Below are 26,452 nucleotides of genomic sequence, written 5' to 3' on the forward strand. Positions count from 1 at the left end.
CTGGAGTGGCGTAGTCTTTCGGATTTCAGGTGTTGCCAGAACGATTGACTCAACCTGCCGGGGCCATTGTCGAGAGGAGACAACCAGGCACCCTGAAGGGGCTGGTGGCCCGGCCACAGACGTGGTCTTCCGGCAGGGTGGGCGAGGCGCCCCCGAATCCGTATAATTGCGAACTCTCTAACCGGGGCGCCCGTGGGCGGCCCCCAAGCCCGTTAAACAGCAGCGCAGCCCTATGAGTCAGCCCGTCGAGAAAGGCACACTGTACGTCATCTCCGCGCCCTCCGGTGCCGGCAAGACCAGCCTGGTGGGGGAAATGATCAAGGCGGACGATCGCCTGGGCGTCTCCATCTCCCACACCACCCGCCCCATGCGGCAGGGGGAGAAAGATGGCGTCAACTACCATTTCGTCAGCCGCGAACAGTTCGAGGCCATGATCCTGCGGAATGAGTTCCTGGAACACGCGGATGTTTTCGGCAATTACTACGGTACCTCCCAGGTGTGGGTGGAGCAGACCCTGGCCCGGGGCCAGGACGTAATCCTCGAGATTGACTGGCAGGGCGCGGCCCAGGTCCGCCGGTTGATGCCGGACTGCGTCAGCATCTTCATCGTGCCACCGTCGGCCGCCGAGCTGCGTCAGCGCCTGACCGGACGGGGCACCGATGCCGGGGACGTGGTGGAGCGTCGTCTGGCGGAGGCCGCCGAGGAGTGTCGCCACGCCCTGGAGTTTGACTATCTGGTGGTGAACGACGACTTTGCCCGGGCCCTGGACCAGTTGCTGTCCATTGTCACCAGCCAGCGGCTGCGCATGGAGCGCCAGGAGGTGCGTCACGAGGCACTGCTCTCGGAGTTGATGGCCAGCGATCATGGCCGCTAGGAGCCTGCTGTGTACATTCTGACCGCCAGGCAGTAAACTGTGCGGTCTGCTGGAAAAGCCCGGTGATCCGGGCCACATCGTAATCGTTTATCTCAGTCGGGGAAGATATGGCACGAGTTACCGTTGAAGATTGCCTGGAGAACGTGGACAACCGTTTCCAGCTCGTTATGCTGGCAACCAAGCGCGCCCGCCAGATTGCCACCAAGGGCTATGAGCCGCTGTTGCCGGAAGAGAACGACAAGCCGACCGTGATCGCCCTGCGCGAGATCGCTGAAGGCAAGGTGTCCCGTGACCTCCTGCGCGAGGAAGAAGAGGACTGAGCCCGGTCAGGTGACGGGGCCTGCGGTTGGCCGCGAAAAAGACCATTGAAATTCGCCCCGATGGATTTATAGTGGGAAAAGAGTACAGTTTTCCCGGCGGGGTACAGGAAGAACCCGAATGTTCGCATTCGGGTTTTTTTGTCCTCCGCCTCCAGAGCATCCTACGGAGGCGCGGTGTCGCAAGTGGCTGCAGTAGCAGAGCGTGAACCGACGGTCGAAGACCTGACGGTCAGGCTCAGCGATTATCTGGACAGCAGTCGCATCAACCAGGTGCGACGCGCCTACTATTATGCGGAGCAGGCTCACGAGGGCCAGATGCGCCGCAGTGGTGAGCGCTATATCACCCATCCCCTGGCGGTAGCCACCATCCTGGCGGACATGAAGCTGGATCACCAGAGCCTCATGGCCGCCATGCTCCACGACGTCATCGAAGACACCGGTATTCCCAAGGATGCCCTGATCGAACAGTTCGGCGACCCGGTGGCGGAACTGGTGGATGGGGTCTCCAAGCTCACCCAGATCGAATTCCGCTCCCGCGCCGAGGCCCAGGCCGAGAACTTCCAGAAAATGACCCTGGCCATGGCCCGGGACATCCGTGTGATTATCGTCAAGCTGGCGGACCGGCTCCACAACATGCGTACCCTGGGGCCCATGCCCTACGAGAAGCGCCAGCGGATCGCCACGGAAACACTGGACATCTATGCCCCCATTGCCAACCGGCTCGGTATGCACCGGATGTGCACCGAGCTGGAGGACCTGGGGTTTGCGTCCCTCTACCCCATGCGGGCCAAGTACATCTCCAAGGCGGTGTCCAACCTGCGGGGCAGTCACCGGGAGATTATCGACGATATCCGTGGCAAGCTGGAGGACAAGCTCCAGGAGCGGGGGCTGCCGGGGCGCATCCTGGGGCGGGAGAAGCACCTGAACTCCATCTATAACAAGATGAAGTTCCGCCACAAGTCGTTCCACGAGATCATGGATGTGTACGCGTTCCGGATCATCACCGACACCGAGGACGACTGTTACCGCATCCTGGGGGCCGTACACAGCCTGTACAAACCACTGCCGGGCCGCTTCAAGGACTACATCGCCATGCCCAAGGCCAACGGCTACCAGTCGTTGCACACCACCCTGTTCGGCATGCATGTGAACATCGAGATCCAGATCCGCACCGAGGAGATGGAGCAGATCGCCAACGACGGCATCGCCGCCCACTGGATGTACAAGCACGAGCAGTCACCGGTTACCTCGGTGAACCAGAAGCGGGTGGACCGCTGGGTGCAGGGTCTGATGGAAATGCGGGAGCGGGCCGACGATTCCCTGGAATTCATCGAGCACGTCAAGACCGACCTGTTCCCGGATGAGATATACGTGTTCACGCCCAAGGGCAAGATCCTGGAACTGCCCTCCGGCGCCACCCCGGTGGACTTCGCCTACTCCATCCACACCGATATCGGCAACGCCTGCGTGGCCTGCCGCATCAACCGCAACCTGGGTTCCCTGAGCCAGCCGTTGCAGAGTGGCCAGACGGTGGAAATCATCACCGCCCCCAACGCCCGGCCGAATCCGGCGTGGCTGAGCTTCGTGGTGACCGGCAAGGCCCGCAGCAGCATCCGCCATGCTCTCAAGGTGCAGCGTCGCACCGAATCCGTGGAACTGGGCAAGACCCTGCTGAAGAAATCCCTTCACGGCTTCGGCCAGAAGCTGTCGGAGCTTGGCCAGGAACAGGTCGATGCAGTGGTCCGGCACAACCAGGTGGAGGATTTCGACGATCTGCTCAGCGATATCGGCCTGGGCAACCGCATGGCCTACCTGATTGCCCGCCAGCTGGTGGCCGGCGACGTGGGGGCGGAGACCAGCTCCCTGGATGTGGGGACGGTATCGGACAGCGGCGACCGCAACAGGCGTGGCGCCGTCACCATCCGTGGTACCGAAGGGCTGCTGGTGCGCTTTGCCAGCTGCTGCAAGCCCATCCCCGGTGACCCGGTGGTGGGCGTGATGGACTCAGGCCACGGGCTGGTGATCCACAGCGACACCTGTCGGCGACTGCCGGAAAGCTCCGAGGACCGGGCCCATCTGACCCACCTCAAGTGGGCCAAGGATATCACCGATGAATTCTCCGTCGAGCTGAGGGTGGAGCTGGAGCGCCAGCGGGGCGTGATCGCCGAGATGGCCAGCGCCGTGGCCATGGCGGATGGCAATATCGAACGCATCAATGTGGAAGAGCAGAACGCCCGCCTCAGCATTGTCAGCCTGGTGCTGCACGTCAACGGGCGTCGCCACCTGGCCCGTGTCATGCGCCGCATCCGCAATATCCGGGCGGTGACCCACATTACCCGGATCCGTCACTAACTCCCTGATACTTTTTCGCAGCCCCGGTGTTATTGACAGTGTCATCACCCCGGCGGCAGCATGTTCTTTTAACAGCAACGCAGGATTCACCTGACATGAGCAATAAATCCATCATCCAGACCGATTCCGCTCCGGAGGCCATTGGTACCTATTCCCAGGCCGTCAAGGCGGGCGATACCGTTTACCTGTCCGGACAGATTCCGCTGGATCCGGAAACCATGGAAGTGGTTGCCGGTGATTTCGCCGACAAGACCCGTCGGGTGTTCGATAATCTGAGGGCGATCTGTGAGGCTGCTGGCGGTGAGCTCAAGGACATCGTCAAACTCAACATTTATATGACCGATCTGGCGAATTTCGCTACGGTCAACGAGGTCATGGCCACCTATTTCCAGGAGCCGTATCCGGCCAGGGCCGCTATTGGCGTGGCGGCCCTGCCCAAGGGTGTGCCGGTTGAAATGGACGCCGTCATGGTGATCAGCTGATCACCATGACGTTCACCGCAGTCCCCTATCCGGTCTTGAGAGCCCGGATCATGGGCTGGTATCCGGCCCGGTAGTCCGGGTAGGCGAACTCGAAGCCGGTATCCAGCAGGCGCTGGTTCCGGCACCGCTTGCTTCCCCCACGTCCGCTACGGCGCCCGTCAGGGCTCGGTGACCGGCAGGGTACCTGCTCGCGGATCCAGGCGACCACTTCATCCAGCCGTGCCGGCTCGCAGTCACTGGCCAGGTAGCAGGTAGCCAGTTCCACGCCCGCCAGTGTTTTCCTGATCAGGTGGACACACACTGCGGCAGCGTCATCTTCGTGAATGCGGTTGGTGTAGGGGCCCGGTGACACCGGATTGAGCTCACCGGCCCTCACGGCATCCAGGAACCGCCCCCGGCGTGGGCCGTAAATGCCGCTGAAGCGGATAATCGTGGCCGGCACGCCACTGTCCAGGGCCAGTCGCTCGCCCTCCAGCACCCGCTCACCACTGAATCGGCGCGGCGCCACCGGACTGAGTTCGTCCACCTCGGAATCGTCATCCTGGCCATACACGCTGGTGCTGCTGATAAAGAACAGTCGTTTCAGGTTACTGGTGTCCGTCACCTCCAGCAGGTTCGCCAGTCCGTCCACATAGGCGCCGCGATAACCGGCATCGTCGTAGGTGGAGGGGGTCAGGCAGTAGAGGATGATGTCCGGGGCTTCCGGCACCACCCGGGCCAGGGCGGACGGGTCCAGCAGGTTTGCCGGCGCCGGATGCACTCCCCGGGGAATGGCGCTGGCGGTGCGGCGGATGCCCCATACCTCGCCGATGTCAGTAAGGTCGCTGGCCACGGTGCCACCAAGGGAGCCGCAGCCGGCCACCAGGATATGGGGCGGAGTCTGGTCTGAAGAGATTGCCATAGTCAATTTCAATCCTTATGCTTGAATCCATAAAGAGCAATTGGAGCCTGTCATGACCCTGACCGAATTACGCTACATTGTCACGCTTGCCAGGGAAAAGCATTTCGGGCGGGCCGCCGAACGCTGTCATGTCAGCCAGCCCACACTCAGTGTCGCGGTCAAGAAGCTCGAAGAGGAACTGGGCATTCCCCTGTTTGAGCGCAGCAAGAGCAGTATCCGGGTCACCGAGACCGGCCAGCGGATCATCGAGCAGGCCCAGCGGGTACTGGACCAGGTCGGCGTGATCCGGGACATGGCCCAGGACGGCAAGAACCAGTTGAACTCGCCCTTGCGGGTGGGAGCCATCTATACCATCGGTCCCTACCTGTTTCCCCATCTGTTGCCAGAGTTGCGCCGGGCCGCTCCCGACATGCCGCTGTATATCGAGGAAAACTATACCGGGAATCTTCGCCAGAAGCTGCGGCAATCGGAACTGGACGCGATCATTATCGCGCTGCCGTTCGAGGAGCCGGAGGTGGTCACCCTGCCGCTGTACGACGAGCCTTTCGTGATCCTGCTGCCTGGCGGCCACCCTCTGGCCAGGGAAGAATCCCTCACCGCCGAGCAGCTTTCCAACGAGCAGCTCCTGCTGCTGGGCCCCGGGCATTGTTTCCGCGACCAGGTGCTGGAATCCTGCCCGCCGCTGGTGGAGGCGGTGACTGAACGCAATACCGGCGCCCGTGGGCCGGCCCTGGTGACCGAGGGCAGTTCACTGGAAACCATCCGTCACATGGTGGCGTCCGGCCTGGGGGTCACCATACTGCCGTTGTCCGCCGCCACGTCCATGGCCTATGACGAGGATATCCTCGCCGTGCGACCGTTTGCGCCACCGGTACCCTTCCGTACTGTGGCACTGGCCTGGCGCGTGACCTTCCCGCGACCCAAGGCGATTGATGTACTGTCGCTGGCGGCCAGCCAGTGCCGGGTGATCGAAAAAGCGGAGAAGCAGCGACCGGCCCTGGTAGCCGGCGCCTGATCCATGCCCATGGCGTCACTGGAAGACCTGCCCGTCACCACCCTCAAGGGCGTGGGGGATGCCCTGGCGGGTACCCTCGCCAAACTGGGTATCCGTTCGTTGCAGGACCTGCTTTTCCATCTGCCCCATCGTTACGAGGATCGTACCCGGATCATTCCCATGGGCAGCCTCCGTCTGGGGGACACCGGGGTGGTGGAAGGCACGGTGATGCGGGCGGACATGGTGATGGGGCGCCGCCGCAGCCTGCAGGTGACCCTGAAGGACGATACCGGCTTCCTGGTGATGCGTTTCTTCCACTTCTCCGCCGCCCAGAAGACGCAGCTTGCCGAAGGCGCCCGGGTGCGTTGTTATGGTGAAGTGCGGCCGGGCAGGGCGGGATTCGAGTTCTATCACCCGGAGTACCAGGTCAATCCACCGCCCATGCCGCCCCCAGGGGAAGCCACATTGACGCCGGTGTATCCGCTGACCGAAGGCATCCAGCAGCCCCGGGTGCGCAGCCTTTGCCGCCAGGCGCTGGGCTACCTGAAGCGTTATCCGATCCGGGACTGGCTGCCGGAAGCCCTGTTGGCGGACTACCAGCTTCCGGATATCACCTCGGCGGTCACCCTGGTCCACGCTCCGCCAGCGGATGCGCCGGTCCATCTGCTGATGGAGGGGCGCCACCCGGCCCAGCAGCGGCTGGTAATGGAGGAGTTGCTGGCCCACCAGTTGAGCCTGCTGCTGGTGCGTCAGCAGATCCAGCAGCGCCAGGCCCTGGCCCTGTTGCCCACCGGCGACCTGGTGGACCGGTTCCTGGAGCAGTTGCCGTTCAGCCTGACACCGGCCCAGGCGCGGGTGGTGTCCGATGTCCGCCAGGACCTGAGCCAGCCAGTGCCCATGTTGCGACTGGTGCAGGGGGATGTCGGGTCGGGCAAGACCGTGGTGGCGGCCCTGGCGGCCCTGCAGGCGGTGGCGGCTGGGGCCCAGGTGGCCCTGATGGCCCCCACCGAGATCCTGGCCGAGCAGCACTACCATAACTTCGTTCAGTGGCTGGAGCCGCTGGGCCTTGAAGTAGTGTGGCTGTCAGGCAAGGTCAAGGGCAGGTCGCGTGCACAGGCCCTGGAACGGTTGGCGACAGGCGAAGTGAGCCTGGTTATCGGTACCCATGCCCTGTTCCAGGGGGATGTGGCGTTCGACCGGCTGGGGCTGGTGATCGTGGATGAACAGCACCGGTTTGGCGTGCACCAGCGGCTGGCCCTGCGGGACAAGGGCGCCGAGGGGCAACGGGCCCCCCACCAGTTGATCATGACGGCAACCCCCATACCCCGGACCCTGGCCATGAGTGCCTACGCCGATCTGGACACCTCGGTGATCGATGAACTGCCCCCGGGCCGTAAACCCATCGAGACCATTGTGATCCAGGAGACCCGTCGGGACGAAGTTATTGAGCGCGTCCGAAAGGCCTGCGAGGATGGTCGGCAGGCTTACTGGGTGTGTACCCTGATAGAGGAGTCCGAAGCCCTACAGTGCCAGGCGGCGGAAGTCACGGAGGAGAACCTGAGGGAGCGCTTGCCGGGGCTGGAAATCGGACTGGTCCACGGTCGCCTCAAGGCCGCTGACAAGGCTGGGGTCATGGAGCGGTTCAAGAACGGGGACCTGGACCTGCTGGTGGCCACCACGGTGATTGAGGTGGGGGTGGATGTGCCCAATGCCTCGCTGATTATTATCGAGAACCCCGAGCGGCTGGGGCTGGCTCAGCTCCATCAATTGCGGGGGCGCGTGGGCCGGGGGCACCAGGCGAGTTTTTGTGTGCTCATGTACCAGGCCCCCCTGTCCCAGAATGGCCGGGCGCGGTTGCAGGCCCTGCGGGACAGCCAGGACGGTTTCGTGATCGCCGAGAAGGATCTGGAAATCCGTGGCCCGGGCGAGGTGCTGGGCACCCGGCAGACTGGAATGATGCAGTTCCGGCTGGCGGATTTCGAGCGGGACCGGGGTTGGATTGACACTGTCAGGGAGATCGCCCCGGCCATCATGGAGCACCCCCGGTCGGTGGATGCGCTGGTAAGACGCTGGCTCGGTGAACGTGTACGCTATGGTGATGTCTGACCGGTGAATACCTGTCAGCAGGCCAGGAAACCGACCATCCGGGCCTGCCATCCGGCATCCTATGAGCCACAATACAAGAACAGGTAACCCAATACAGGCGGCGGGAGAACAGCATGGAAATGCCCGGTGCAATCCGGAAACTGCTTGAAGAATCCACCATTACCACAAAGCCTGAAACCATGGCGGTGCCAGCAGTGGCCCCCATTCTGCGAATGGTGCTGTTGGGTGACAACCAGGGGCAGGTGCAGGTAATCAGTCGCAGTGACGACCTGTTGGACCTGGCGGACCTGAATCAGCAACTGGGCCGGGACCTGCACCTGGTGTCGCAGAATGACTATGCCCGGGTGCGTAAGCAAACCGGTCTGCACGAGATACCGGCGCTGCCCGCTTTGACCGGGTGGCCCACGATCGTGGACAGGCGGGTGCGGGAAACCGACCGCGTGACTATTGAACCGGCGGGTGACAATACGCGCCTGACGCTGACCCAGGCGGAGTTCCGCGAACTGGCGGGGCAGGCGGAGGAGCGAGCCTTCTGTGTGCCGGTGTCGGATATCCGGGTCAACCTGGAGTCGCCCGAGCGGGACCGGGAGCAACTGTTTTCAGCCATCCAGCGTTTCACTGGCCTGCGTATCCGTCAGCGCCTGGAAGATACCCTGGAATTGCCACCGTTACCGGAATCCGCCCAGCGGATCATCCACCTGAGGGTCAACCCCAATGCCAAGATGGGCGACCTGGTGGAAATCGTGGAGAGCGACCCGAGCCTGGCGGCCCAGGTGGTGAGCTGGGCCTCGTCCTCGTTCTACGCCGCCGCCGGGCAGGTGCGTTCGGTGCATGATGCCGTCTCCCGCATCCTGGGCTTCGACCTGGTGATGAACCTGGCCATGGGCCTGTCCCTGGGTCGTACACTGAACCCGCCGACGGACCATCCCCGGGGCTTCGTGGGTTACTGGCAGCAGGCCATCTGGCAGGCCCAGGCGGCGGGGGTGCTGGCTTCGCTGATGCCCCGGGACCGTCGGCCGGCCTTCGGCCTCGCCTATCTGGGTGGGCTGTTACACAATTTCGGTTACCTGGTGCTGGCCCAGGTGTTCCCGCCCCATTTCCGCCTGGCCTGTCGTCACTGGGAGGTGAACCGCCATCTGGACACGTCACTGGTGGAGCACCACCTGCTGGGGGTTACCCGGGAACAACTGGCCGCCGAACTCATGGCCAACTGGGGCATGCCGGAAGAGGTGATCGTGGCCCTCCGGTACCAGAAACACCTGGATTACCGGGGGCAGCACGAGACCTACGCGCAGCTGTTGTGGCTGGGGCGCCAGCTCCTCAACGAGCGAGGGTTGGGTATCGGGCCCAGGGAGGTCATTCCGGACGGACTCTACGCCCACCTGGGCCTGGACCAGGGTGACGTGGCGGAGAAGTTTGATGCCCTGGTGGCGTCCAGGGACTCGGTGGTGGCCATGGCCGGCATGATGAGCAACGGCTGACGGTATTACACCCTCCTGCACGCCTTGGGAGCCTCTGAATGACGCCTTGCCGCAAGGGGTGTTCAGAGGTTTTCCTGTTTTCGGCGCACCGAAAAAAGCCGGCCCGAAGGCCGGCAAGCTCACCCGCTTGTTGCAGATCACGACACGCTCGAGTCAGACGTGCCGACTACACTCTGGACGCTTGGTTCTGCGGCCAGGCACGAACAGGGTTTGATAATAACTGTAGACAATTGGCCAGTATCTGCTCGGTGGATGCGGCCCGGAGACCACCTTTCAGCTTGCTATCCGTTACAAAGCGTATAAAAGTGCTTTATTTTCAAGTAATCTGCGACGATGGCCAGTTACAAAAAATTACAAAAAAGTGATACCGAGTCTCGCTAAATCGTAAAGGCGCTGGCCGGAAGGTTCAGTCAAAGCTGTGGTGGCGAATGGCCGTAGCGGCCCGGCGGATGGCATCCGAATGGTTTTTCTCCAGGGCGAAGCGTTCCTCGTCCATCTTCCGCACAAAACGCGTGTCGGTCTGTTGCCTTGCCCGGTGGGTAGGCATGTGCTGGATCTGATCGTGGATCTCGAGGAAGATCCGGTAGGGTGACTGTTCCAGCAGTTCCGGCGCCACATGATCCAACAGGCCCTTGATCCTCAGGCAGGCCTCGGAATACTCCACCTGATCCTCTTCCACCGCCATGGCGAGTATGCGGATACTCTCGATCATGCTCTCCCGCCGTTCCGCCTGGAATGCCTGCTGACGTGCCTGCTTGCGGTGGTGCGACCGGAGCAGTCGTCCATGCCTGACAATAAAGACCAGCAGTAGGACAATGGCGGTCAGGCCAAGCACAATCAGACTCCATTGCAACCACTGTGGCATAACAGGCTCCGGTAAACGGGAAAGAGTGCGCGAATTCGCCAAACGGCACGCTAGGGTAACCAATCACCCGGGCGGAACACCAGCCTGGATGTATCCGATGGATTTTCCCGAGTGGGCGGCAAAGGAAGCCATGCCGGTGTGTGAACTCCATCATCACGGCCACGGGTAGGCAATGGTTATGATGTGGACCCTATGATACTCCGGTCAAGGACAATGCCATGACAACCGTGGACAGGGAGTTCCGGCCCAGGGACAGCTGGATGCCGGCTATTGCCATGCTGACCGTCGCCCTCCTGGGGGTGGCGGCCCTGCTCAATGGCGTTGGCCCTGTCGGCGTCATGTCGGGTTCGCATTCCGGGGGCGGTCACTATGTGGCGCTGCCTGCCCTGGCAGCGGAGGAACAGGTCGTCTTTGCCGGGGTGGACCAGGCCATCGAGCGCCTGCACCTGACAGACATGGAGCGCCCGGAGCAGTTTGAAGCCTATGAAAGTCTGCTGCTGGCCGTGGCGGAAAGTCTGCCGGTCAGCCCGGGTGAGGCCGCCCTGACGCGGGTCAGTGAGCTGCTTGACAGGAGTCTGCCGGCACCGGCCGCTCGGGATGTGGCTGATGTGCTGCCGTCCTTCCTGGCCTACCTGCGGGCCGAGGAAAGCCTGTTGGGCCTTACCCCTGGCGCACCACGGACCGTCGAAGGTGCCTACCTCCACCTGCAACTCCAGGATGCCCTGCGCCGGATTTTCTTGGGGGATGACCTGACGACCCGGCTCTACAGCACCAGTTATCACATGATCGATACGCACCTGGTCCGGCAGATACTGATGGAGCGAACGGATCTGGAGGAGAGTGAGAAGCAGCGTCTGATCCGGGAGCAAATGGAGGCGCTCAGCGTCGGGCGGAACCCGGGGGATGCGGGATGATCCGCCGCGCATCCAAAGTGGGGTGGCTGGCGCCACTGCTGGGAGCGTTGGCCACTGGTATCATGTTGGCCGTGCCCTACAATTACGCGGGGTTCTACTTCCTGACCTGGGTGGCGTTCGTGCCGTTGCTGCTGGCGGCCCATGGTCGTGGCTACCGGGCCCATTACCTGCTGGGGCTGGCCACCGGCCTGGGCATGTACCTGGTGGCCACGCCCTGGATGGCGGAATTCCTGCAGCGCCTGAAGGACTATCCCCTGGCACCCGCCCTGGCCGGCGCCACCCTGTTCTGGCTGCTGACCTCGCAACTTCCGGCGCTGCTGATGGTCAGTTACCTCTGGCTGCAACGCCGGCTGGACCACCATGCGTTATGGGCCTTCCCCATACTGCTGATGCTGTTCTACGGCTGGTTCCCGGTACTGTTTCCCCTGCAGTTGGGGGAAAGCCAGAGTGCCTTCCTGCCCGCGATCCAGGGGGCGTCCCTTACCGGTGTCTACGGCCTTGATTTCATGATTGGTGTAAGCAACGCCCTGGTGACCGCCGCGATACTACTGCGTCTGGGAAGAGAGCCCGCGCTGGGAAGTCGCGGTAGCGTCCTGGCGGCCACTGCCGGGGTACTGGCACTTATGGTGTGGCTGGGCTTTGGCTGGTGGTCCCTGGCGCACTGGGATGGCCGTGTCGCCCAGTGGCCGAGGCTGCCGGTGGGCCTGGTACAGCCCAACGAAACGCCCAGTGCCTCGGTGCCGGATCCGGAGGCTGGCTATGCCCGGGCCTGGCCCCCGGAAATGGAGGTGAGCGAGCAACTGGTGGCTGCCGGGGCGGAGGTGGTGCTCTGGCCGGAAACCCGCTACAAGGGCTATTTCGAAGTGGACCACCTGCCTGACGCCTACCAGCGCAATGTATCCGCGCTTGGAGTGCCCCTGATCTTCCATGATGCGGAGCAGCAGCACCAGGAGGGGGATTTCCGGGAGTACAACACTGCGTTGTTCCTTGGCGGTAACGGTGAGTTGGCGGCACGATACCGGAAGCACCGTCTGGTGGCCTTCGGGGAAACCCTGCCGCTGTCCCGGGAGTTTCCCTGGCTGGTGAACTGGGCTGAGGACTACCTGGGGGACTTCTTTGCCAACCTGACCCCGGGAACGGAGCGGGTGACCTTCCCGGTTAATGGCGCCCACCTGGTGCCGGCCATCTGTTATGAGAGTGCCTTTCCCGGTCATATCGCCCGCTCGGTGGCAGCGGCCCCGGCCAGTCCGCTGCTGGTGGTGCTGTCCAACAACGGCTGGTTCGGTGACTCGCGCCAGCCCTACCAGCATGCCGGTGCTACGGTCCTGCGGGCCGTGGAAAACAGGGTGTCCCTGGTCCATGCCATCAACAATGGCCCCTCCACCGTCGTGTCCCCCTCCGGCCGGATCCTGGCGGCCACGCCCTTCCGGCAACGGTCCGGTCTGGTCAGTGATGTGCCCTATACCCCGCCGGCAGAGCGTTTCAGCTCCTGGTTTACCCGCTGGCCTGAGTGGTTTGTGGTGGCGTCCCTGGGCTTGCTTGTGACGGGGAGCACGGTCCTTCGCCTGCGCCGGCGGTCCCGGGGCTGAGCCCGGATTGCCTGTGCTGTGAAACAGGTCCCGTTACCCGATGGCCAGCAAGCCCCGGGCCCGTCGGGGCTGGGTATATTGCCGGTCACGTTATAGCCACTCCAGCGTGCGCACCCATACACTTTTCCTGCCTGAAGCAGTAAGCAACCAGCTTCCCCACCCGACGGTGAAGCGACACTGAGACAAAAAATACAAGCAGGAGATTCGTCGTTATGTTCAAGAACAGCCTAAAGCAGTTCGGCCTTGTGGCCGTTGCCTCATGCGTGGCATTCAATGCCTGGGCGATCGGCGGTGGTGGCGGTTCCAGCGCCGACAAGATGATTATTGGTGACTCCATTTTCGCGTTGTCCGGGGATATCCACAGTTACCTGGAAGAGGACCTGGACGAGAACATTGACACCCATGCTCGTAGTGGATGCCAGGTGAACGGTGGCAGCCTGATCTGCAGCAGCCGCTATACCATTCCCAACCAGTACGACGATGCCGACAAGGATGGTATCGAAACCGTGATCATGAACGGCGGTGGTAACGACTTCCTGCTCGGTGACGGTGCTGACTGCGAAACCCAGGCCTGTATCGAGGAAGTGCTGGCCGGCATCGAGCAGACCCTGGCTGGCCTGTTCAACGACATGCAGAACGATGGTATCCAGGAGATTGTCTTCCTGGGCTATTACGATACGGATGATGAGGCGAATGTCGCTATCAATACCATGTCCATGGCCTATAAGGCTGAGAACTATCCCCAGATGGGGATTGATTTCATCGACACCCGTCCGGCCTTTGCCGGCAATGAGGGTCAGTACATCAGTTCCGACGGCATTCACCCGACTGCCGCCGGCTCCCGCGTATTGGCTGACTTGATCCTGCAGGAACTCGACTGATCCGCCAGGGTATTAACACAGGAAAACACACAAACGCCGGGGTCGGTAACGACCACCGGCGTTTGTGCTACTGTCCCCTGTAAACATGTCGACCTTTCCAGAGTGAATCCAGCCCGGGATCGATCCATGCCAAAGTTCTTCGCGCCGTTCGTACTGGCAGTCCTGTTATGGTCGGGCCAGGGCGCCTGTTCCGAGCTGGAACAGGTGACCAATTATCTGGGTATGACGTTCAACAAGGTGCCGGCGGGTATCTTCATGATGGGCAGTGCACCGGATGCCCCGGGACATGAGCCGGACGAGGTGCGCCGTCAGGTCACTCTCACCGAGCCCTTCTACCTCCAGACCACCCCGGTCACCCGTGGCCAGTGGCTGGCGCTTGTCGATGGTGTGCCCTCCGCCTTTCCCGAGTGTGGTGAGGAGTGTCCGGTGGACGGTCTCAGACCTGAATGGGTGGACTGGTACATCAATGCCCTGAGCGAGCAGGATCCGAAGTGGGATTACCGCCTGCCCACCGAAGCGGAGTGGGAGTATGCCGCCAGGGCTGGCACCGACGGGCCCTACTACACCGGGGGGTGTCTCACCAACCGGCAGGCCAACATTTCCGGCAAGTCCGTACTGGCGGGATGCGAGAGCTTCCCTGGCTCCGATGGACCCGGACCCGTGGGGCAGTATGCCCCCAACCCCTGGGGGTTCCATGACATGCTGGGTAATGCCTGGGAGCTGTGCGCAGACTGGTACGGGCCCTACGAGAAGGGGCCAGTGACGGACCCCAGGGGGCCGGAGGAGGGCCAGCACCGGGTAATCCGTGGCGGGAGTTGGCACTTCCAGGCCGTCCATGCCCGGGCCGCCAACCGCTTCCGGGCCATCAGTGACATCGCGGGGTTTCGACTGGTGGCGGTTCCCGAGTAATCACTCGCGGTTGATTTCGGCCTTCAGGTACTGGGGCAACCAGTTATGGGCGGCTTCCAGCTCCTCATCCGTGAAGTAGGTCGCCATCAATCCCTCAACCTGCCGGGCCTTCTCATCCTCGGTCAGCCCGGCGCTGAGGATGGCATTCCGCTGTCGGGCAAACTGGTCATAGCGGTTCTGCCAGTCCTGCCGGTCACTGTCAGCCAGGTCCCGTGCGGCGACCAGCCCCAGGGTCTGCTGCTCCAGGTAGTTGCGGGTGTCCTCGCTCAGTCCCATGGATTGCCAGTCCTGGCGCTCCGACCGCAGATTCTCGACCGCGTCAGTGCCCTCACTGTTGACCAGCAGGGCGCCGGAACGCAGGTCGTCCCGTAAGCGGGTGAGTGCCTCCTGGCGCTGTTCCGTGCTGAGGTTAGGGTCGGCACGGACTTCCTCCATGGCAATCAGGTAGCGCTGGTGGGCGTCTTCGCCGGCAAACAGTTGGCTGGCGGTGAGTGGCCCCATGTGCTCCCGGCGGAGTTCAATGCTGCGTTCCAGTTTCTCCCGGGGGCCAAGGTCCTCCAGCTCAGCCCACTCGGTCTCCGCCGCCCCCAGGGCCTTGCGGTAGCTGATATAGTCGCCCAGGATTCTCGCGGCCTGGGCCCCGGTGTCGCCCGCCAGGCCCGCCTCCACATAGAGCGTCAGTTCCTCAAGAGTCTCCGGGCCAGCGTCCTCCAGGCCCCGGAAGGCCTGTCGCAGGGAAGCCAGGGCTATCTCGTCCAGTACCAGGTTGCCGTTTTCGTCAATGGCTATGTTGGCGAGGGCGTCCTGGAGCCGGTCCAGGCTGATTTCGGGTTCGGCGGGGTCGGCCTGTTCCGGGGCCGGTGCCGTACTATCCGCGGGTGTGCCGGCAGAGGCTTCCGGTGCCTGCCACTGGCTGGCAATGGTCCGGTCGGGGCGGGCGGCGTCCTCCGGCGAGGTCCAGGCAGGTGTGGATCTGGGAGGGTCAGGCCAGAGCATCCACGTCCCCAGCAGGAGCAATGGTGAAATCACGGCTGCCAGCCACCATCCATCACGATTTCGTGCCACATCCCTCTCCCGTTACTTTTGTTTTGTCCACTGCCATTGTGGTGCCATGTCCGGTCTGCTCGACCCATTTTACCTCCAGATTCCCGATGGTAGGAGGTCCCTTTCCGGGTGGCTATGACATGAGTGGCAGTTAAGTCATTAAATGGGAGCAACCAACTGGTGGCCATTGCGACAGATAGGGAAGGGATGGGACCGGAGGACCATGTTATATTGAGGCTTTTCCACACCCTGCCACTGTTAGCGAGGAGCCCAGTCAGTCCATGGCCAGCCTTCTGATTCTCAAGACCGGATCCACCTACCCGACCATCCGTCAGACGTTTGGCGATTTTGAGGACTGGTTCCTGCGGCATCTGGAGGGCGCGGCGAATCTGGTGGTCCGGGATGTCACCCGGGAGGGGCCCCCGGATTCCGTAACCGACTGGTTGGGAGTGGTCGTTACCGGCTCTCCCGCCATGGTGACCGAGCGAGCGGCGTGGAGTGAACAGACCGCTGCCTGGCTGAGGGAGGCCGTCGGACAGGGCGTGCCCGTGCTTGGCGTGTGCTACGGTCACCAGCTCCTGGCCCATGCCTTTGGTGGTCGGGTGGGTTTCCGGGAGCAGGGCAGGGAGTCCGGTACCTTCCAGATAGGGCTGAATACCGATGGCGAACGGGACCCATTGCTGGGCCAGCTTCCAGCCGGGTTTTCCGCCCACCTGACCCATGCCCAGTCGGTGCTGGAATTACCCGCAGAGGCCACACTGCTGGCCCGGTCCGACGGAGAGCCCCACCAGGCTTTCCGTATTGGCCAGCACGCCTGGGGTGTGCAGTTCCATCCGGAGTTTGATGAGCGCATCATGAAGGGTTACCTGGAAACCCAGGCCAGTGACCTGGAAGGGGAAGGGCAGGATCCTGTTGCGCTGCTGGCCAACGTCAGGCAGACCCCGCAGGCTACCAGCCTGTTGCAGCGGTTTGCGGACTACGCCCGTTCCCGGGACAGCGCCTGAAGCGGCCCTGTCCGGCCCCGTTGCGGTTGTCCACATCGTTGTAGGTACTTATTGATCAGGAATTGATCATCCGCGATTATTGTACTCATACAGTCATTGCGGCGATCTGCATGTGATTGTTGGACGATAGTTTCTGGCCGGCACCTTGCCGGCCTTTTTTATGGGCGGGAATCGCTGTAACCGAACGGCACACTAGTGTCGAAAGGTCGGTCTACCAATGTATGCCGATGCCCAGGTAGGGGCCGGCGTTGGTCATGTCGTATTCGAAATCGCTGTCTTTGTAGTCGTTGTCGATGTGCCGGTAGCCCAGCTTGGCGATGAAGCGATCATTGATGGCGTAGTTGGCGCCTATCAGCAACTGCCAGCTCATATTGGAGCCCGGGTCAAACCCGCCCATGTCGGCGTAGCCCGTCAGGGTCCAGCGGGGGTGAACAGGCGCAATAATGCGAGCGCCCAGGTAGGGCAGGAACCAGTCTTCCCCGTGGTCGAAATCCCGGTCGATCTGCCCCCCAATCGGCAGGCTGGCATCACCATCGATAGACACATCCCAGGACACGGCGTTGTAGCGCAGGCCGCCGACCACATCGAGGGTCTGTGGTGATTCCGTGAATCGGTAGGTGACCGCTGCGGCGTACTGCTCCTGGGTCACTTCGGCCTTGCCGCCCACTCTGGCAACGCCTTTCACTTCCAGGATGTTGCCACTTTCCTCAACCTGGAAGTAGATCGCATCGAGCATCAGGCCCCAATTTCCCCTCCGCACCTCGAAGGAGCCCATAAACGCGGCTTCCAGGTTTCTCCAGATATCGGAGAAACTCTGTTCCACCTCGGCGCCCTCGGTGGGCCGGTCCTGGATCCGCATGTCGCCTTCCAGGCCAGCGGCCCAGAAATAGGGTGTGAACTCGTAGTGGTAGTCGTCTGAAGACTCAGACGCAAACGTAGTGCTGAGTGGAACGCCCATGGCCAGGACAGCGGCGGATGCGAGTCGAGCCGGGAGAGTCGTTGCCGGACACGTCCTCATACCTGTCTCCTTCCCTATTGATAGGTCCTGTGTCAGTTCCCGCCCAGACATCGGTCACTACGGACGTTGATACCGGGTCGTGCAGTATCTATCTCAGAGTAGAAGGAATCTGGCAGCTTGCCATTCAGAGAAGGTTCACGGATGTCAGCTCTGAGTCCAGTAGGTTGCGGCCACAAATTCGCCCTTGGCGAGACCACGATCCATCAGGATTGAGCGGGCGGATAGCGCTTCGGCTTTCTCCGCGGCAAAGAACACATGGCGACTGGTCTGCGGAAGCGTCATTGCCGAGAGTGCGTCGAGCGGGGTTTCACCGCTGCTCCGCAGCACCCAGCGGACATCTAAGCCCTTTGGGTGGGAGAGCGACTGGATGTCCGCTTGTTCAGGTACGAAAATCACCGCTTCTCCCTGCAACGAATCCGGTGCCGAAGCCAGCATCCGGGCGATGGCGGGCAGGGCGGTTTCGTCCCCAACAAACGCTCGCCACTGGGCGTCTCTATGCCCGTTTTCTCCGCCCGGCCCGGTAAGCGCAATCTCATCCCCCGGCTGCACCTGATTCGTCCATTCGGTCACACGACCACCTTCATGAAGGAAGACATCAAAGCTCAGCGTTGCGGCCTCTCCCCGACAGTCGATATCCCGCGTGGTGTAAACGGGTCTGTGCCAGCTACCAGGGCCGCCGGGCCACTGGGTCACGCCCTGCTCATTGACCTCGGGCCATCCCCCGCCTTCCGGGCCAAACAGCAACCGGAAATGAAGCCCGCCATGGGCGAAACGGGCCAGATCCGGCCCATCCAGGACAACCCGCCGATAGGAAGGGGACAGGTCCAGGATTTCCACCACCCGCGCAATGGACAGGTTTGCCGGCTGCCGGCCAGCGGATGCGCCTTCCCATGACGGAGAGAGGCCGTGGGCGCCAAGCTGTTCCGTGAGCAGGTCACGAAGCATCTGCAGATCTCCCGCATCCGCCGCCGCGATCCGAACGCTCGTGCCCGACTTCTCGGGGCCCACGCGAATCTCGCCGTGGTCAAGGGTGACCAGAAGTGTGCCATCGTCATCAGACACGGGAAGTTCCCAGGCGGTTGCCATCTGCTTAAAAGCGGGGATGGCCTGATCTGCAGGAAAGGCAAGAAAGGTGGAAGTACGGTTCATCGGCGCATCGCTATATCGGGAGGATGTTTGGCGTCCAGCGGGATCGCTTTATTGCCATGGGATGATACGCAATAAGTGACGCAAATGAAAATCAATGCTATTGGCTGCTTGGGCGGTGAGGTTACAGCGAGCGGGTGATGATGCGTAACTGAAAGGAGTGGTGGGCCCAGCTGGACTCGAACCAGCGACCAAGGGATTATGAGTCCCCTGCTCTAACCAACTGAGCTATAGGCCCTAATTCTGATCTTGCGATTGCCTGCGGGCAGGCTGTCTCTCGGGCCTTGCGCCCTCAAGACAGCGGGATTATGCCTTCCTTCGGAAGGTCCGGGGCGCAAGCGCCCGTTCACCCCGCTGCGATGTGCCACTGGCACATCGGTCGGGCCTCACCCCCAGCTCTAACCAACTGAGCTATAGGCCCTTTCTGTGACTATGCCTTGCCGGAAACAAAGCGGGCGCCATTATACCGTTGAGGCATGGCGCCCGCTACTGTGTTGGCCGGTTTAACCGTTGCCCTGGTCGTCGATAAAGCCGCGCAGGTGGTCAGACCGTGACGGGTGGCGCAGTTTGCGCAGGGCCTTGGCTTCGATCTGACGGATCCGCTCCCGGGTGACGTCGAACTGCTTGCCGACTTCTTCCAGGGTGTGGTCGGTGTTCATCTCGATACCAAAGCGCATGCGCAGTACCTTGGACTCCCGGGCGGTGAGGCCGGCGAGGACGGAGCGGGTGGCTTCCCGCAGGCCTTCGGCGGTGGCGGAATCCACCGGGGAGAGGGCCTGGATGTCCTCGATGAAATCCCCGAGGTGGCTGTCTTCGTCGTCGCCGATGGGGGTTTCCATGGAGATCGGTTCCTTGGCGATCTTCAGCACCTTACGGATCTTGTCCTCGGGCATTTCCATGCGCTCGCCCAGCTCTTCCGGTGTGGGCTCGCGGCCCATCTCCTGCAGCATCTGGCGGGAGATACGGTTGAGCTTGTTGATGGTCTCGATCATGTGCACCGGAATCCGGATGGTGCGGGCCTGGTCCGCAATGGAGCGGGTGATGGCCTGCCGGATCCACCAGGTGGCGTAGGTGGAGAACTTGTAGCCGCGACGGTACTCGAACTTGTCCACCGCCTTCATCAGACCGATGTTGCCCTCCTGGATCAGGTCCAGGAACTGCAGGCCACGGTTGGTGTACTTCTTGGCAATGGAGATAACCAGACGCAGGTTGGCCTCCACCATTTCCTTCTTGGCGCGACGGGCCTTGGCCTCACCGATGGACACGCGGCGGTTGATTTCCTTGATGTCCGGGATGGCCAGGTCCACTTCGCTCTGCACGTTGGCAATGCGCTTCTGCAGACGGACGATCTCGTCCAGGCGCTCGCTGATGGCGGCGGCATAAGGCTTGCGGGAGCGGGCGATCTTCTCGGCCCAGTCCAGGTTGGTCTCATTGCCGGGGAAGGACTTGATGAACTCCTTCCGGTCCATGCGGCACTCGCGCACGCAGATCTTCATGATGGCGCGTTCATTCTCACGCACCAGCTCGTTGGTGGAGCGAACGACGTTAACCAGTTCTTCAAACGCCTTGTTGCCCAGCTTGAAGGGGGCGAATACCTGACCGAGTTCGTTCAGGGCCTCCTGGGTCTTCTTGTGGGCGCGGCCGTGCTTCTCAAGATTCTTTTCGGCAGCGGCCAGCTTTTCCCGGAGCAGTTCGAAACGCAGGCGGGTTTCCTCGGGGTCCGGGCCGCTTTCCTTCTCTTCTTCGGAATCGTCGTCATCGTCGTCGCTGGACGAGGTGTCATCATCGGAAGAGGTGTCAGTGGTGTCTTCCCCCATGAACGGCTCGGCATCGTCCGGATCAAGGAAGCCGGATACGATGTCGCTGATGCGGCCTTCATTCTCGATAATGCGATCATAGGCCTGGATCACGGTGCCAGCGGTGCCGGGGAAGTGGGCGATAGCGGCCATCACGTCGCGGATGCCTTCCTCGATGCGCTTGGCGATAACGATCTCGCCTTCCCGGGTCAGCAGTTCCACAGTGCCCATTTCGCGCATGTACATGCGCACCGGGTCGGTGGTGCGACCGGCATCGGATTCAACGGCGGCGAGGGCTGCGGCGGCTTCGGCGGCAGCGGCTTCGTCGGCGGTGGAGTCGCCCTCGGTCATGAGCAGGGTGTCAGCGTCAGGGGTTTCCTCGCTGACCTGGATGCCCATGTCATTAATCATGCGGATAATGTCTTCTACCTGATCCGGATCCGCGATATCCTCAGGCAGGTGGTCATTGACCTCGGCGTAAGTCAGGTAACCTTGCTCCTTTCCTCGGGCAATGAGGTCTTTCAAACGGGATTTCTGAGAATTGCCTGACATAGACACCCTGTGAACTTGATGGTAAAAAGGAAAAAAGTTAAACAACCATTATAGCTGTCGCGAGAAACGACTGCCACCGGATGGTTAGATGGTGACCAGTGGTTTCGGTTTCAAGTCGTGGCTGAAAAAAATCCTTTGCTTCCAACCTTCTTTGCTCAATCACTCTGATTTCACTGGCACTTTTTCAATTAATGTCAGTGTTTTTGCTGATGCGCTGAAAATGCGCCTTGAACTGCTGGCGCTCCTCCTCTGTTAGCTCAGAAGCCTTAACGAGATTTTTTCCTCTCAATGCGCCTGAGTGACGCTTTTTGCGGTTCTCGTCGTTAGGCGAGAGCATTGCGCGAGCACTATCTATTGCGTCGTGGCGAGTAGGCAGGTGCTCGATGCCGTCGAATAACGACTGGAACCGTTGCTGTTCCTCCGGTGACCGGGCCAGGTGCTGGTACACCTGGCGGCGCGTTTTCAGGCCGTGGCGGCTGAGCCAGTCGGCAAAGTTGGCGGCCTTGTCCAGTTGCCGGTCCTGGCGGCACAACTCCGCCAGCTCAGGGGCCATTTCCGGGGCTTCCAGCATGGCCAGGCACAGCATGTGGTTCTTGCTCAGCCGTACCGGTACCCGTTCCTGGGGCGTGGCTGGCGCACTGTTCCGGCCCTGCCGGTAGCCATCACGGCCTTTGCCGTTGTTCTGCCAGGCGTTCGGCGGCCGGCAAAGCCGCATCATCTCCTGCCACATGGCATTGCGCAGACTGCCCATGGGCATGCGGCTCAGCAGCGGTTCCACCCGGGAACGCAGCTCCCCCTGGTTCTCCGGCAGGGACAGGTCGAGACCTTCCTGCATCCGGTCGAACAGGTACCGGGACAGGGGCTTGGCCTGGCCGATGCGTTTTTCGAAGGCCTCGGCCCCCTCCTTGCGGATCAGGGTGTCCGGGTCTTCCTTGTCCGGCAGCATCAGGAACTGCAGGTGGATGCCGTCGGCCAGCAACTCCAGGGCATTCTCCATGGCCCGGTCAGCGGCCCGGTAGCCGGCGGTGTCGCCATCAAAGCAGAACACCAGGTGCCGGGTCTGCTTCAGCAGTGCCGCCAGGCTGTCCTGGTTGGTGGCGGTGCCCATGGCGGCCACCGCGTAGTGGATGCCGAACTGGGCCAGGGCGATGACATCCATGTAGCCTTCCACCACCAGCAGTTTGTCGATGCGACGCAGTGCCTGGCGGGCCTCGAACAGGCCGTAGATCTCCCGGCTCTTGTGGAACGCGTCCGACTCCGGGGAGTTGATGTACTTGGCCTTGTCGTCCCCCAGGGTGCGGCCACCGAAGGCTACGGTCCGGCCCCGGGTGTTACGGATCGGGAACATCACCCGGTTGCGGAACAGGTCCCGTGGACGGCCGTACTTGTCCGATACCGTGCCGGTCTCGATCAGCGGTTTGCGCAGTTCGTCGCTGGCGGCGTTGTACAGGGCCGTGCCGGCGCCGGGGGCGAACCCGATCTGGTACATCTCGATGACCTGCGGGTCCAGGCCCCGTTCGGTCAGGTAATCCCGCGCCAGTGAGCCTTCCGGGCTGGCCAGGCGGTTGCGGTAGAACTGGTTGGCGAAGTCCAGTGCATCGGTCAGGGTCTTCGCCTGTTTGATCTGTTCGCTGGCGACCCGGTCATAGGGTACTTCCAGGCCAGCGCGGCGGGCCAGTTCCTCCACCGCGGCAGTAAAGTCCAGGCCCTCGAATTCCCGCACGAAGCTGATGGCATCGCCATGGGCCCCGCACCCGAAACAGTGATAGAAGCCCTTGTCCGGCCGGACATTGAACGAAGGGGTCTTCTCATCGTGGAAAGGGCAGCGGGCCTTGTAGTTGGCGCCGGCCTTCTTGAGGGTGATGCGGGAACCAATGAGTTCGGCAAGATCCGTCCTGTCCAGCAGGTCTTCGATAAAACGCTGGGGGATCAGTCCGCTCATGCCTACTCCGTCTTGGATCTGAAAGGCTGTTGCTGTGCCAGTTACTTATATCGGGCACAGCGCAAAATGCCGTCGGAGCCATGCCCCGACGGCATTTCAATGTGCGCTCATCTCTCGGTTTTCCCAGTATGGAGTCGAGAGATGTGTCGCGCCATGAACGGGTTCAAAACCCTGCGGTGCAGGGGCTGACCGTTCTCAGTACAGGCGCTCGAACTTGCGCTGTTCCCGCTGAAGCTTCTTGAGATGACGCTTGACGGCAGCGGCAGCCTTGCGCTTGCGAACAGCGGTCGGCTTCTCGTAGTGCTCGCGACGACGCACTTCGGAGAGCACACCTGCTTTCTCGCAGGAACGCTTGAAACGACGCAGCGCTACGTCAAACGGTTCATTCTCTTTCACTTTAACAGCTGGCATTAACAATCACCTACCTTGAATTCGGTTAGAAATATTGGACAAAAATCGGCCAGTCCTATTTAAGGCCGGCAATGATAGCGCCTGGACTACACCACCGTCAATTACCTGGTGAAATTATCGGCAGGCTTTTATTGGACAGGGGAGCCTCCGGAAAGGTCCGGATCTACTGATGTATCCGGGCCGGCATTCAGGACTTTTCCGGGGGTTCCCTGCTAGAATGCCGCCAATTTCACCACCAAGTTACCCGAGGTACCGGCCCCATGCTGATTCTGGGCATCGAAACTTCCTGCGACGAGACTGGCGTGGCCCTCTATCACAGCGAGCGCGGCCTGTTGGCGGATGCGCTGTTCAGCCAGACCGATATGCACGCCGACTATGGCGGCGTGGTGCCGGAACTGGCCTCCCGGGACCACGTCCGCAAGCTGTTGCCCCTGTGCGATGAGGTCCTGGATAAGGCCGGCTGCCAGCGACAGGACATTGCGGGAATTGCCTACACCGCCGGGCCGGGCCTGGTGGGGGCGCTGATGGTGGGCGGTTCCGTGGCCCATGCCCTTGGACTCGCCCTGGATGTGCCGGTGCTGGGGGTCCATCACATGGAGGGCCACCTGCTGGCGCCGATGCTGGAGGACAACCCGCCGGCGTTCCCATTTGTGGCATTGCTGGTGTCCGGCGGTCATACCCAGTTGGTGAAGGTGGCGGGGATCGGCGAATACCGCTTGCTGGGCGAGTCCGTGGACGACGCTGCCGGAGAGGCCTTCGACAAGGCGGCCAAGATGCTGGATCTGGACTACCCCGGCGGCCCCCGCGTCGCCTCCCTGGCGGAACAGGGCCGGGAAGGCGTTTACCGGTTCCCCCGCCCGATGACCGATCGCCCGGGGCTGGAGTTCAGTTTCAGTGGCCTGAAGACCTTTACCCTGAATACCGTTACCGCCGAGAAGAAAGCCGGTAACTGGAACGACCAGACCCGGGCCGATATCGCCCTGGCGTTCGAGAGTGCGGTGGTGGATACCTTGGTGATCAAGTGCCGCCGGGCCCTGGAGGCGGCGGATTGCGACCGCCTGGTGATGGCTGGCGGCGTCAGCGCCAACCGGCGACTACGGGCGGCACTGGAGGCCATGGCTCGCAAGCGGCAGGCAACGGTCTTCTACGCCCGGCCGGAATTCTGTACCGACAACGGTGCCATGATCGCCTATGCCGGTTGCCAGCGACTGCTGGCCGGCCAGCGGGACGGCGACCGTATCGTGGCGAAACCCCGCTGGCCAATGGATACCTTGCCCGGGCTTGCGGAAGAGCGTTTGGAGGGTTTGGGTTAATTAACCAGGCGGCACACTAGAAGCGGCTTTCCCGCCCCTGGGCCAGGCGGATCAGATTGTTGCGGTGACGTATCACGATGACGATGGCCAGCAGGCCGAACATGGGCAGGGTTTCCGGTTCCAGCAGGGCGCTGATCACCGGCCCGGAGCCCAGGGCAATGATGGAGGCCAGGGCGGAAATACGCCAGCGCCACACCACCAGTAGCCAGATCAGGGCCAGCAGGATAGTGGTAACTGGTGCCAGCACCAGGCCACAGCCCAGGGCCGTGGCCACGCCCTTGCCGCCCTGGAAGCGGTACCAGAGGGGTACCATATGACCGGTGACGGCACACAGGGCCACCATGGCCTGGGCGAACACCGAGAAGCCGAAGTGCTGGGCCAGCCATACCGGCAGGGCGCCCTTGAGGGCGTCCAGCAACAGGGTGAGGGCCGCCGGCAGTGGGCCGCCGCTGCGGTAGACATTGGTGGCGCCGGGGTTGCGGGAGCCGAGCACGCGCGGGTCCGTCAGCCCGGACAGCCGGCAGATGGGAATGGCAAACAGTACCGACCCCGCCAGGTAGGCGAGGGCGCAGATGGCAATAAGCAGGAGTGGCTGGTTGGCTACGTCCATGGTCTGTGGGGCTGCTGAAGTCCGAAACCCACGACCTTATCCCGTTGGCGACGGCGGTTCAATCGGATTCTGGAGAGACAAGGGTTTGACCGACAGTGTATTGATCGAAGGCCTGGCCGTGGAGACGGTGATTGGCGTCTACGACTGGGAGCGGGAGGTGCGACAGGAGCTGCGCCTCGACCTGGAAATGGCCTGGGACAACCGCCCGGCGGCGGCCTCCGATGACGTGGGGCAGGCGCTGGACTATGCTGCCGTGAGTGACCATGTGCAGCGCTTCTTCGAACAGTGCCAGCCGGCGTTGCTGGAGACTGCGGCCGAGAAGCTGGCCGGCGACCTGATGGCCACCTTTGCCATCCCGGCAATCCGCCTGACCCTATGGAAACCGGGGGCGGTGCCCGCGGCCCGTCAGGTGGGTGTGCGGGTCCAGCGGGGTGACTGGTGATGAGAGACTCTGTGGAAGTGTTTATCGGTGTGGGTAGCAACGTGGACCGGGAGCGCCATATCCGTGCCGGCCTGGATGCCCTGGCCCGGATCTTCGGCGAGTTGCGGGTGTCGCCGGTCTACGAGAGCGAGGCGGTCGGGTTCGACGGTTCGCCTTTCTTTAACCTGGTGGTGGGGCTGACTACCGACAAGACGGTGGCGGAGCTGAGCCAGTGTCTCAAGGCCATTGAGGTGGAGCACGGGCGCAGGCCCGACGCCAAGCGCTTCAGCCCTCGCACCCTGGACCTGGACATCCTCACCTACGGTGATCTGGACCGGCCCAGGGATGGTGTTGATATTCCCCGGGCGGAAATCCTCGACAATGCCTTTGTTCTCAGGCCCCTGGCGGACCTGGCGGGGGACCGCATCCATCCGCTGGATGGGCGCAGCTACCGGGAGCTGTGGAGCGCCTATCGCAGTGGCCAGAAACTGTGGCCAGCGGAATTCCGCTGGCGCTAGCGCGGGCGG

At 62.3% G+C, this 26,452-nt stretch carries 24 protein-coding genes and 1 tRNA gene; 15 read left to right on the plus strand and 10 right to left on the minus strand.

Going from position 1 to position 26,452, the window contains the following annotated elements; translation table 11 throughout:
• Positions 1–232 precede the first annotated feature (232 nt).
• The 4 genes from gmk (at position 233) to ridA (ending at position 4,028) form a co-directional block, all read left to right on the plus strand.
• Positions 233–874, plus strand: coding sequence for a guanylate kinase (gene gmk / locus ACJO2E_RS04955; RefSeq protein WP_406962417.1), 642 nt, complete (start codon positions 233–235; stop codon positions 872–874).
• 107 nt (positions 875–981) lie between these two features.
• Positions 982–1,194 (plus strand): DNA-directed RNA polymerase subunit omega, encoded by a 213-nt coding sequence (rpoZ, locus tag ACJO2E_RS04960; protein ID WP_328188780.1) that lies wholly within the window; start codon positions 982–984, stop codon positions 1,192–1,194.
• Positions 1,195–1,377: 183 nt separating this feature from the next.
• Positions 1,378–3,546, plus strand: coding sequence for a RelA/SpoT family protein (locus ACJO2E_RS04965; protein WP_406962420.1), 2,169 nt, complete (start codon positions 1,378–1,380; stop codon positions 3,544–3,546).
• Between the two features lie 95 nt (positions 3,547–3,641).
• Positions 3,642–4,028 carry a deaminase RidA gene (gene ridA, locus ACJO2E_RS04970; RefSeq protein WP_406962422.1) on the plus strand — a complete coding sequence of 129 codons (387 nt, stop codon included), beginning with the start codon at positions 3,642–3,644 and terminating at the stop codon, positions 4,026–4,028.
• Positions 4,029–4,053: 25 nt separating this feature from the next.
• Here the strand turns inward: ridA and ACJO2E_RS04975 are convergent, their stop codons facing one another.
• The gene (locus ACJO2E_RS04975) at positions 4,054–4,929 is read right to left on the minus strand and encodes an NAD-dependent epimerase/dehydratase family protein (protein ID WP_406962424.1); all 876 of its coding nucleotides are present in this window, start codon (positions 4,927–4,929) and stop codon (positions 4,054–4,056) included.
• A 52-nt stretch (positions 4,930–4,981) separates the two neighbouring features.
• On the opposite strand from ACJO2E_RS04975, the gene ACJO2E_RS04980 reads away from it, so the two are divergent.
• The 3 genes from ACJO2E_RS04980 (at position 4,982) to ACJO2E_RS04990 (ending at position 9,510) form a co-directional block, all read left to right on the plus strand.
• Positions 4,982–5,944, plus strand: coding sequence for a hydrogen peroxide-inducible genes activator (locus ACJO2E_RS04980; RefSeq protein WP_406962426.1), 963 nt, complete (start codon positions 4,982–4,984; stop codon positions 5,942–5,944).
• Between the two features lie 9 nt (positions 5,945–5,953).
• Positions 5,954–8,029, plus strand: coding sequence for an ATP-dependent DNA helicase RecG (gene recG, locus ACJO2E_RS04985; RefSeq protein ID WP_406962513.1), 2,076 nt, complete (start codon positions 5,954–5,956; stop codon positions 8,027–8,029).
• A gap of 113 nt (positions 8,030–8,142) precedes the next feature.
• Positions 8,143–9,510 carry an HDOD domain-containing protein gene (locus tag ACJO2E_RS04990; protein ID WP_406962428.1) on the plus strand — a complete coding sequence of 456 codons (1,368 nt, stop codon included), beginning with the start codon at positions 8,143–8,145 and terminating at the stop codon, positions 9,508–9,510.
• Positions 9,511–9,916: 406 nt separating this feature from the next.
• On the opposite strand, the gene ACJO2E_RS04995 is transcribed toward ACJO2E_RS04990, so the two are convergent.
• Entirely contained in the window at positions 9,917–10,375 is a 459-nt protein-coding gene (locus ACJO2E_RS04995; protein WP_406962429.1) for a DUF2489 domain-containing protein, read from the minus strand.
• Between the two features lie 218 nt (positions 10,376–10,593).
• Between ACJO2E_RS04995 and ACJO2E_RS05000 the strand changes: the two genes are divergently transcribed.
• The 4 genes from ACJO2E_RS05000 to ACJO2E_RS05015 all read left to right on the plus strand — a co-directional run bounded on the left by ACJO2E_RS05000 (position 10,594) and on the right by ACJO2E_RS05015 (position 14,668).
• Positions 10,594–11,289 (plus strand): hypothetical protein, encoded by a 696-nt coding sequence (locus tag ACJO2E_RS05000; protein ID WP_406962431.1) that lies wholly within the window; start codon positions 10,594–10,596, stop codon positions 11,287–11,289.
• Entirely contained in the window at positions 11,286–12,878 is a 1,593-nt protein-coding gene (gene lnt / locus ACJO2E_RS05005; RefSeq protein WP_406962433.1) for an apolipoprotein N-acyltransferase, read from the plus strand. The genes ACJO2E_RS05000 and lnt overlap by 4 nt, the downstream gene beginning before the upstream one ends.
• A 212-nt stretch (positions 12,879–13,090) precedes the next feature.
• Positions 13,091–13,759: an SGNH/GDSL hydrolase family protein gene (locus ACJO2E_RS05010; RefSeq protein ID WP_406962435.1), complete on the plus strand. Its 669-nt coding sequence runs from the start codon at positions 13,091–13,093 to the stop codon at positions 13,757–13,759.
• Between the two features lie 126 nt (positions 13,760–13,885).
• The gene (locus ACJO2E_RS05015; RefSeq protein ID WP_406962437.1) at positions 13,886–14,668 is read left to right on the plus strand and encodes a formylglycine-generating enzyme family protein; all 783 of its coding nucleotides are present in this window, start codon (positions 13,886–13,888) and stop codon (positions 14,666–14,668) included.
• Here the strand turns inward: ACJO2E_RS05015 and ACJO2E_RS05020 are convergent, their stop codons facing one another.
• A complete protein-coding gene (locus tag ACJO2E_RS05020; RefSeq protein WP_406962439.1) occupies positions 14,669–15,733 on the minus strand; it encodes a lipase secretion chaperone in 1,065 nt (354 codons plus the stop codon). It abuts the gene before it with no gap.
• Between the two features lie 260 nt (positions 15,734–15,993).
• Here ACJO2E_RS05020 and ACJO2E_RS05025 point away from each other — a divergent pair, with 260 nt between their 5' ends.
• A complete protein-coding gene (locus ACJO2E_RS05025) occupies positions 15,994–16,716 on the plus strand; it encodes a glutamine amidotransferase (RefSeq protein WP_406962441.1) in 723 nt (240 codons plus the stop codon).
• A gap of 211 nt (positions 16,717–16,927) precedes the next feature.
• On the opposite strand, the gene ACJO2E_RS05030 is transcribed toward ACJO2E_RS05025, so the two are convergent.
• The 6 genes from ACJO2E_RS05030 to rpsU all read right to left on the minus strand — a co-directional run bounded on the left by ACJO2E_RS05030 (position 16,928) and on the right by rpsU (position 23,581).
• A complete protein-coding gene (locus ACJO2E_RS05030) occupies positions 16,928–17,734 on the minus strand; it encodes an outer membrane protein (RefSeq protein WP_406962443.1) in 807 nt (268 codons plus the stop codon).
• Positions 17,735–17,878: 144 nt separating this feature from the next.
• A complete protein-coding gene (locus ACJO2E_RS05035; protein WP_406962445.1) occupies positions 17,879–18,796 on the minus strand; it encodes a siderophore-interacting protein in 918 nt (305 codons plus the stop codon).
• A 245-nt stretch (positions 18,797–19,041) separates the two neighbouring features.
• Positions 19,042–19,118 (minus strand) — tRNA-Ile (locus tag ACJO2E_RS05040).
• Positions 19,119–19,383: 265 nt separating this feature from the next.
• Entirely contained in the window at positions 19,384–21,228 is a 1,845-nt protein-coding gene (gene rpoD / locus ACJO2E_RS05045; protein WP_406962447.1) for an RNA polymerase sigma factor RpoD, read from the minus strand.
• 184 nt (positions 21,229–21,412) lie between these two features.
• Entirely contained in the window at positions 21,413–23,170 is a 1,758-nt protein-coding gene (dnaG, locus tag ACJO2E_RS05050) for a DNA primase (RefSeq protein WP_406962449.1), read from the minus strand.
• 195 nt (positions 23,171–23,365) lie between these two features.
• On the minus strand, positions 23,366–23,581 hold the full coding sequence (gene rpsU / locus ACJO2E_RS05055; RefSeq protein WP_007153483.1) for a 30S ribosomal protein S21: 216 nt from the start codon (positions 23,579–23,581) through the stop codon (positions 23,366–23,368).
• A gap of 260 nt (positions 23,582–23,841) precedes the next feature.
• Here rpsU and tsaD point away from each other — a divergent pair, with 260 nt between their 5' ends.
• Positions 23,842–24,894, plus strand: a complete 1,053-nt coding sequence (tsaD, locus tag ACJO2E_RS05060; RefSeq protein ID WP_406962451.1) for a tRNA (adenosine(37)-N6)-threonylcarbamoyltransferase complex transferase subunit TsaD — start codon at positions 23,842–23,844, stop codon at positions 24,892–24,894.
• 16 nt (positions 24,895–24,910) lie between these two features.
• Here tsaD and plsY read toward each other — a convergent pair whose 3' ends face one another.
• Positions 24,911–25,504, minus strand: a complete 594-nt coding sequence (gene plsY / locus ACJO2E_RS05065; RefSeq protein ID WP_406962453.1) for a glycerol-3-phosphate 1-O-acyltransferase PlsY — start codon at positions 25,502–25,504, stop codon at positions 24,911–24,913.
• Between the two features lie 85 nt (positions 25,505–25,589).
• Here plsY and folB point away from each other — a divergent pair, with 85 nt between their 5' ends.
• Together folB and folK are read left to right on the plus strand one after the other, a co-directional pair.
• Positions 25,590–25,946 carry a dihydroneopterin aldolase gene (gene folB, locus ACJO2E_RS05070; protein WP_406962455.1) on the plus strand — a complete coding sequence of 119 codons (357 nt, stop codon included), beginning with the start codon at positions 25,590–25,592 and terminating at the stop codon, positions 25,944–25,946.
• Positions 25,946–26,443, plus strand: a complete 498-nt coding sequence (gene folK / locus ACJO2E_RS05075) for a 2-amino-4-hydroxy-6-hydroxymethyldihydropteridine diphosphokinase (RefSeq protein ID WP_406962457.1) — start codon at positions 25,946–25,948, stop codon at positions 26,441–26,443. The genes folB and folK overlap by 1 nt, the downstream gene beginning before the upstream one ends.
• Positions 26,444–26,452 lie beyond the last annotated feature (9 nt).

The organism is Marinobacter shunpengi, assembly GCF_045449695.1.
GTDB lineage: Bacteria > Pseudomonadota > Gammaproteobacteria > Pseudomonadales > Oleiphilaceae > Marinobacter.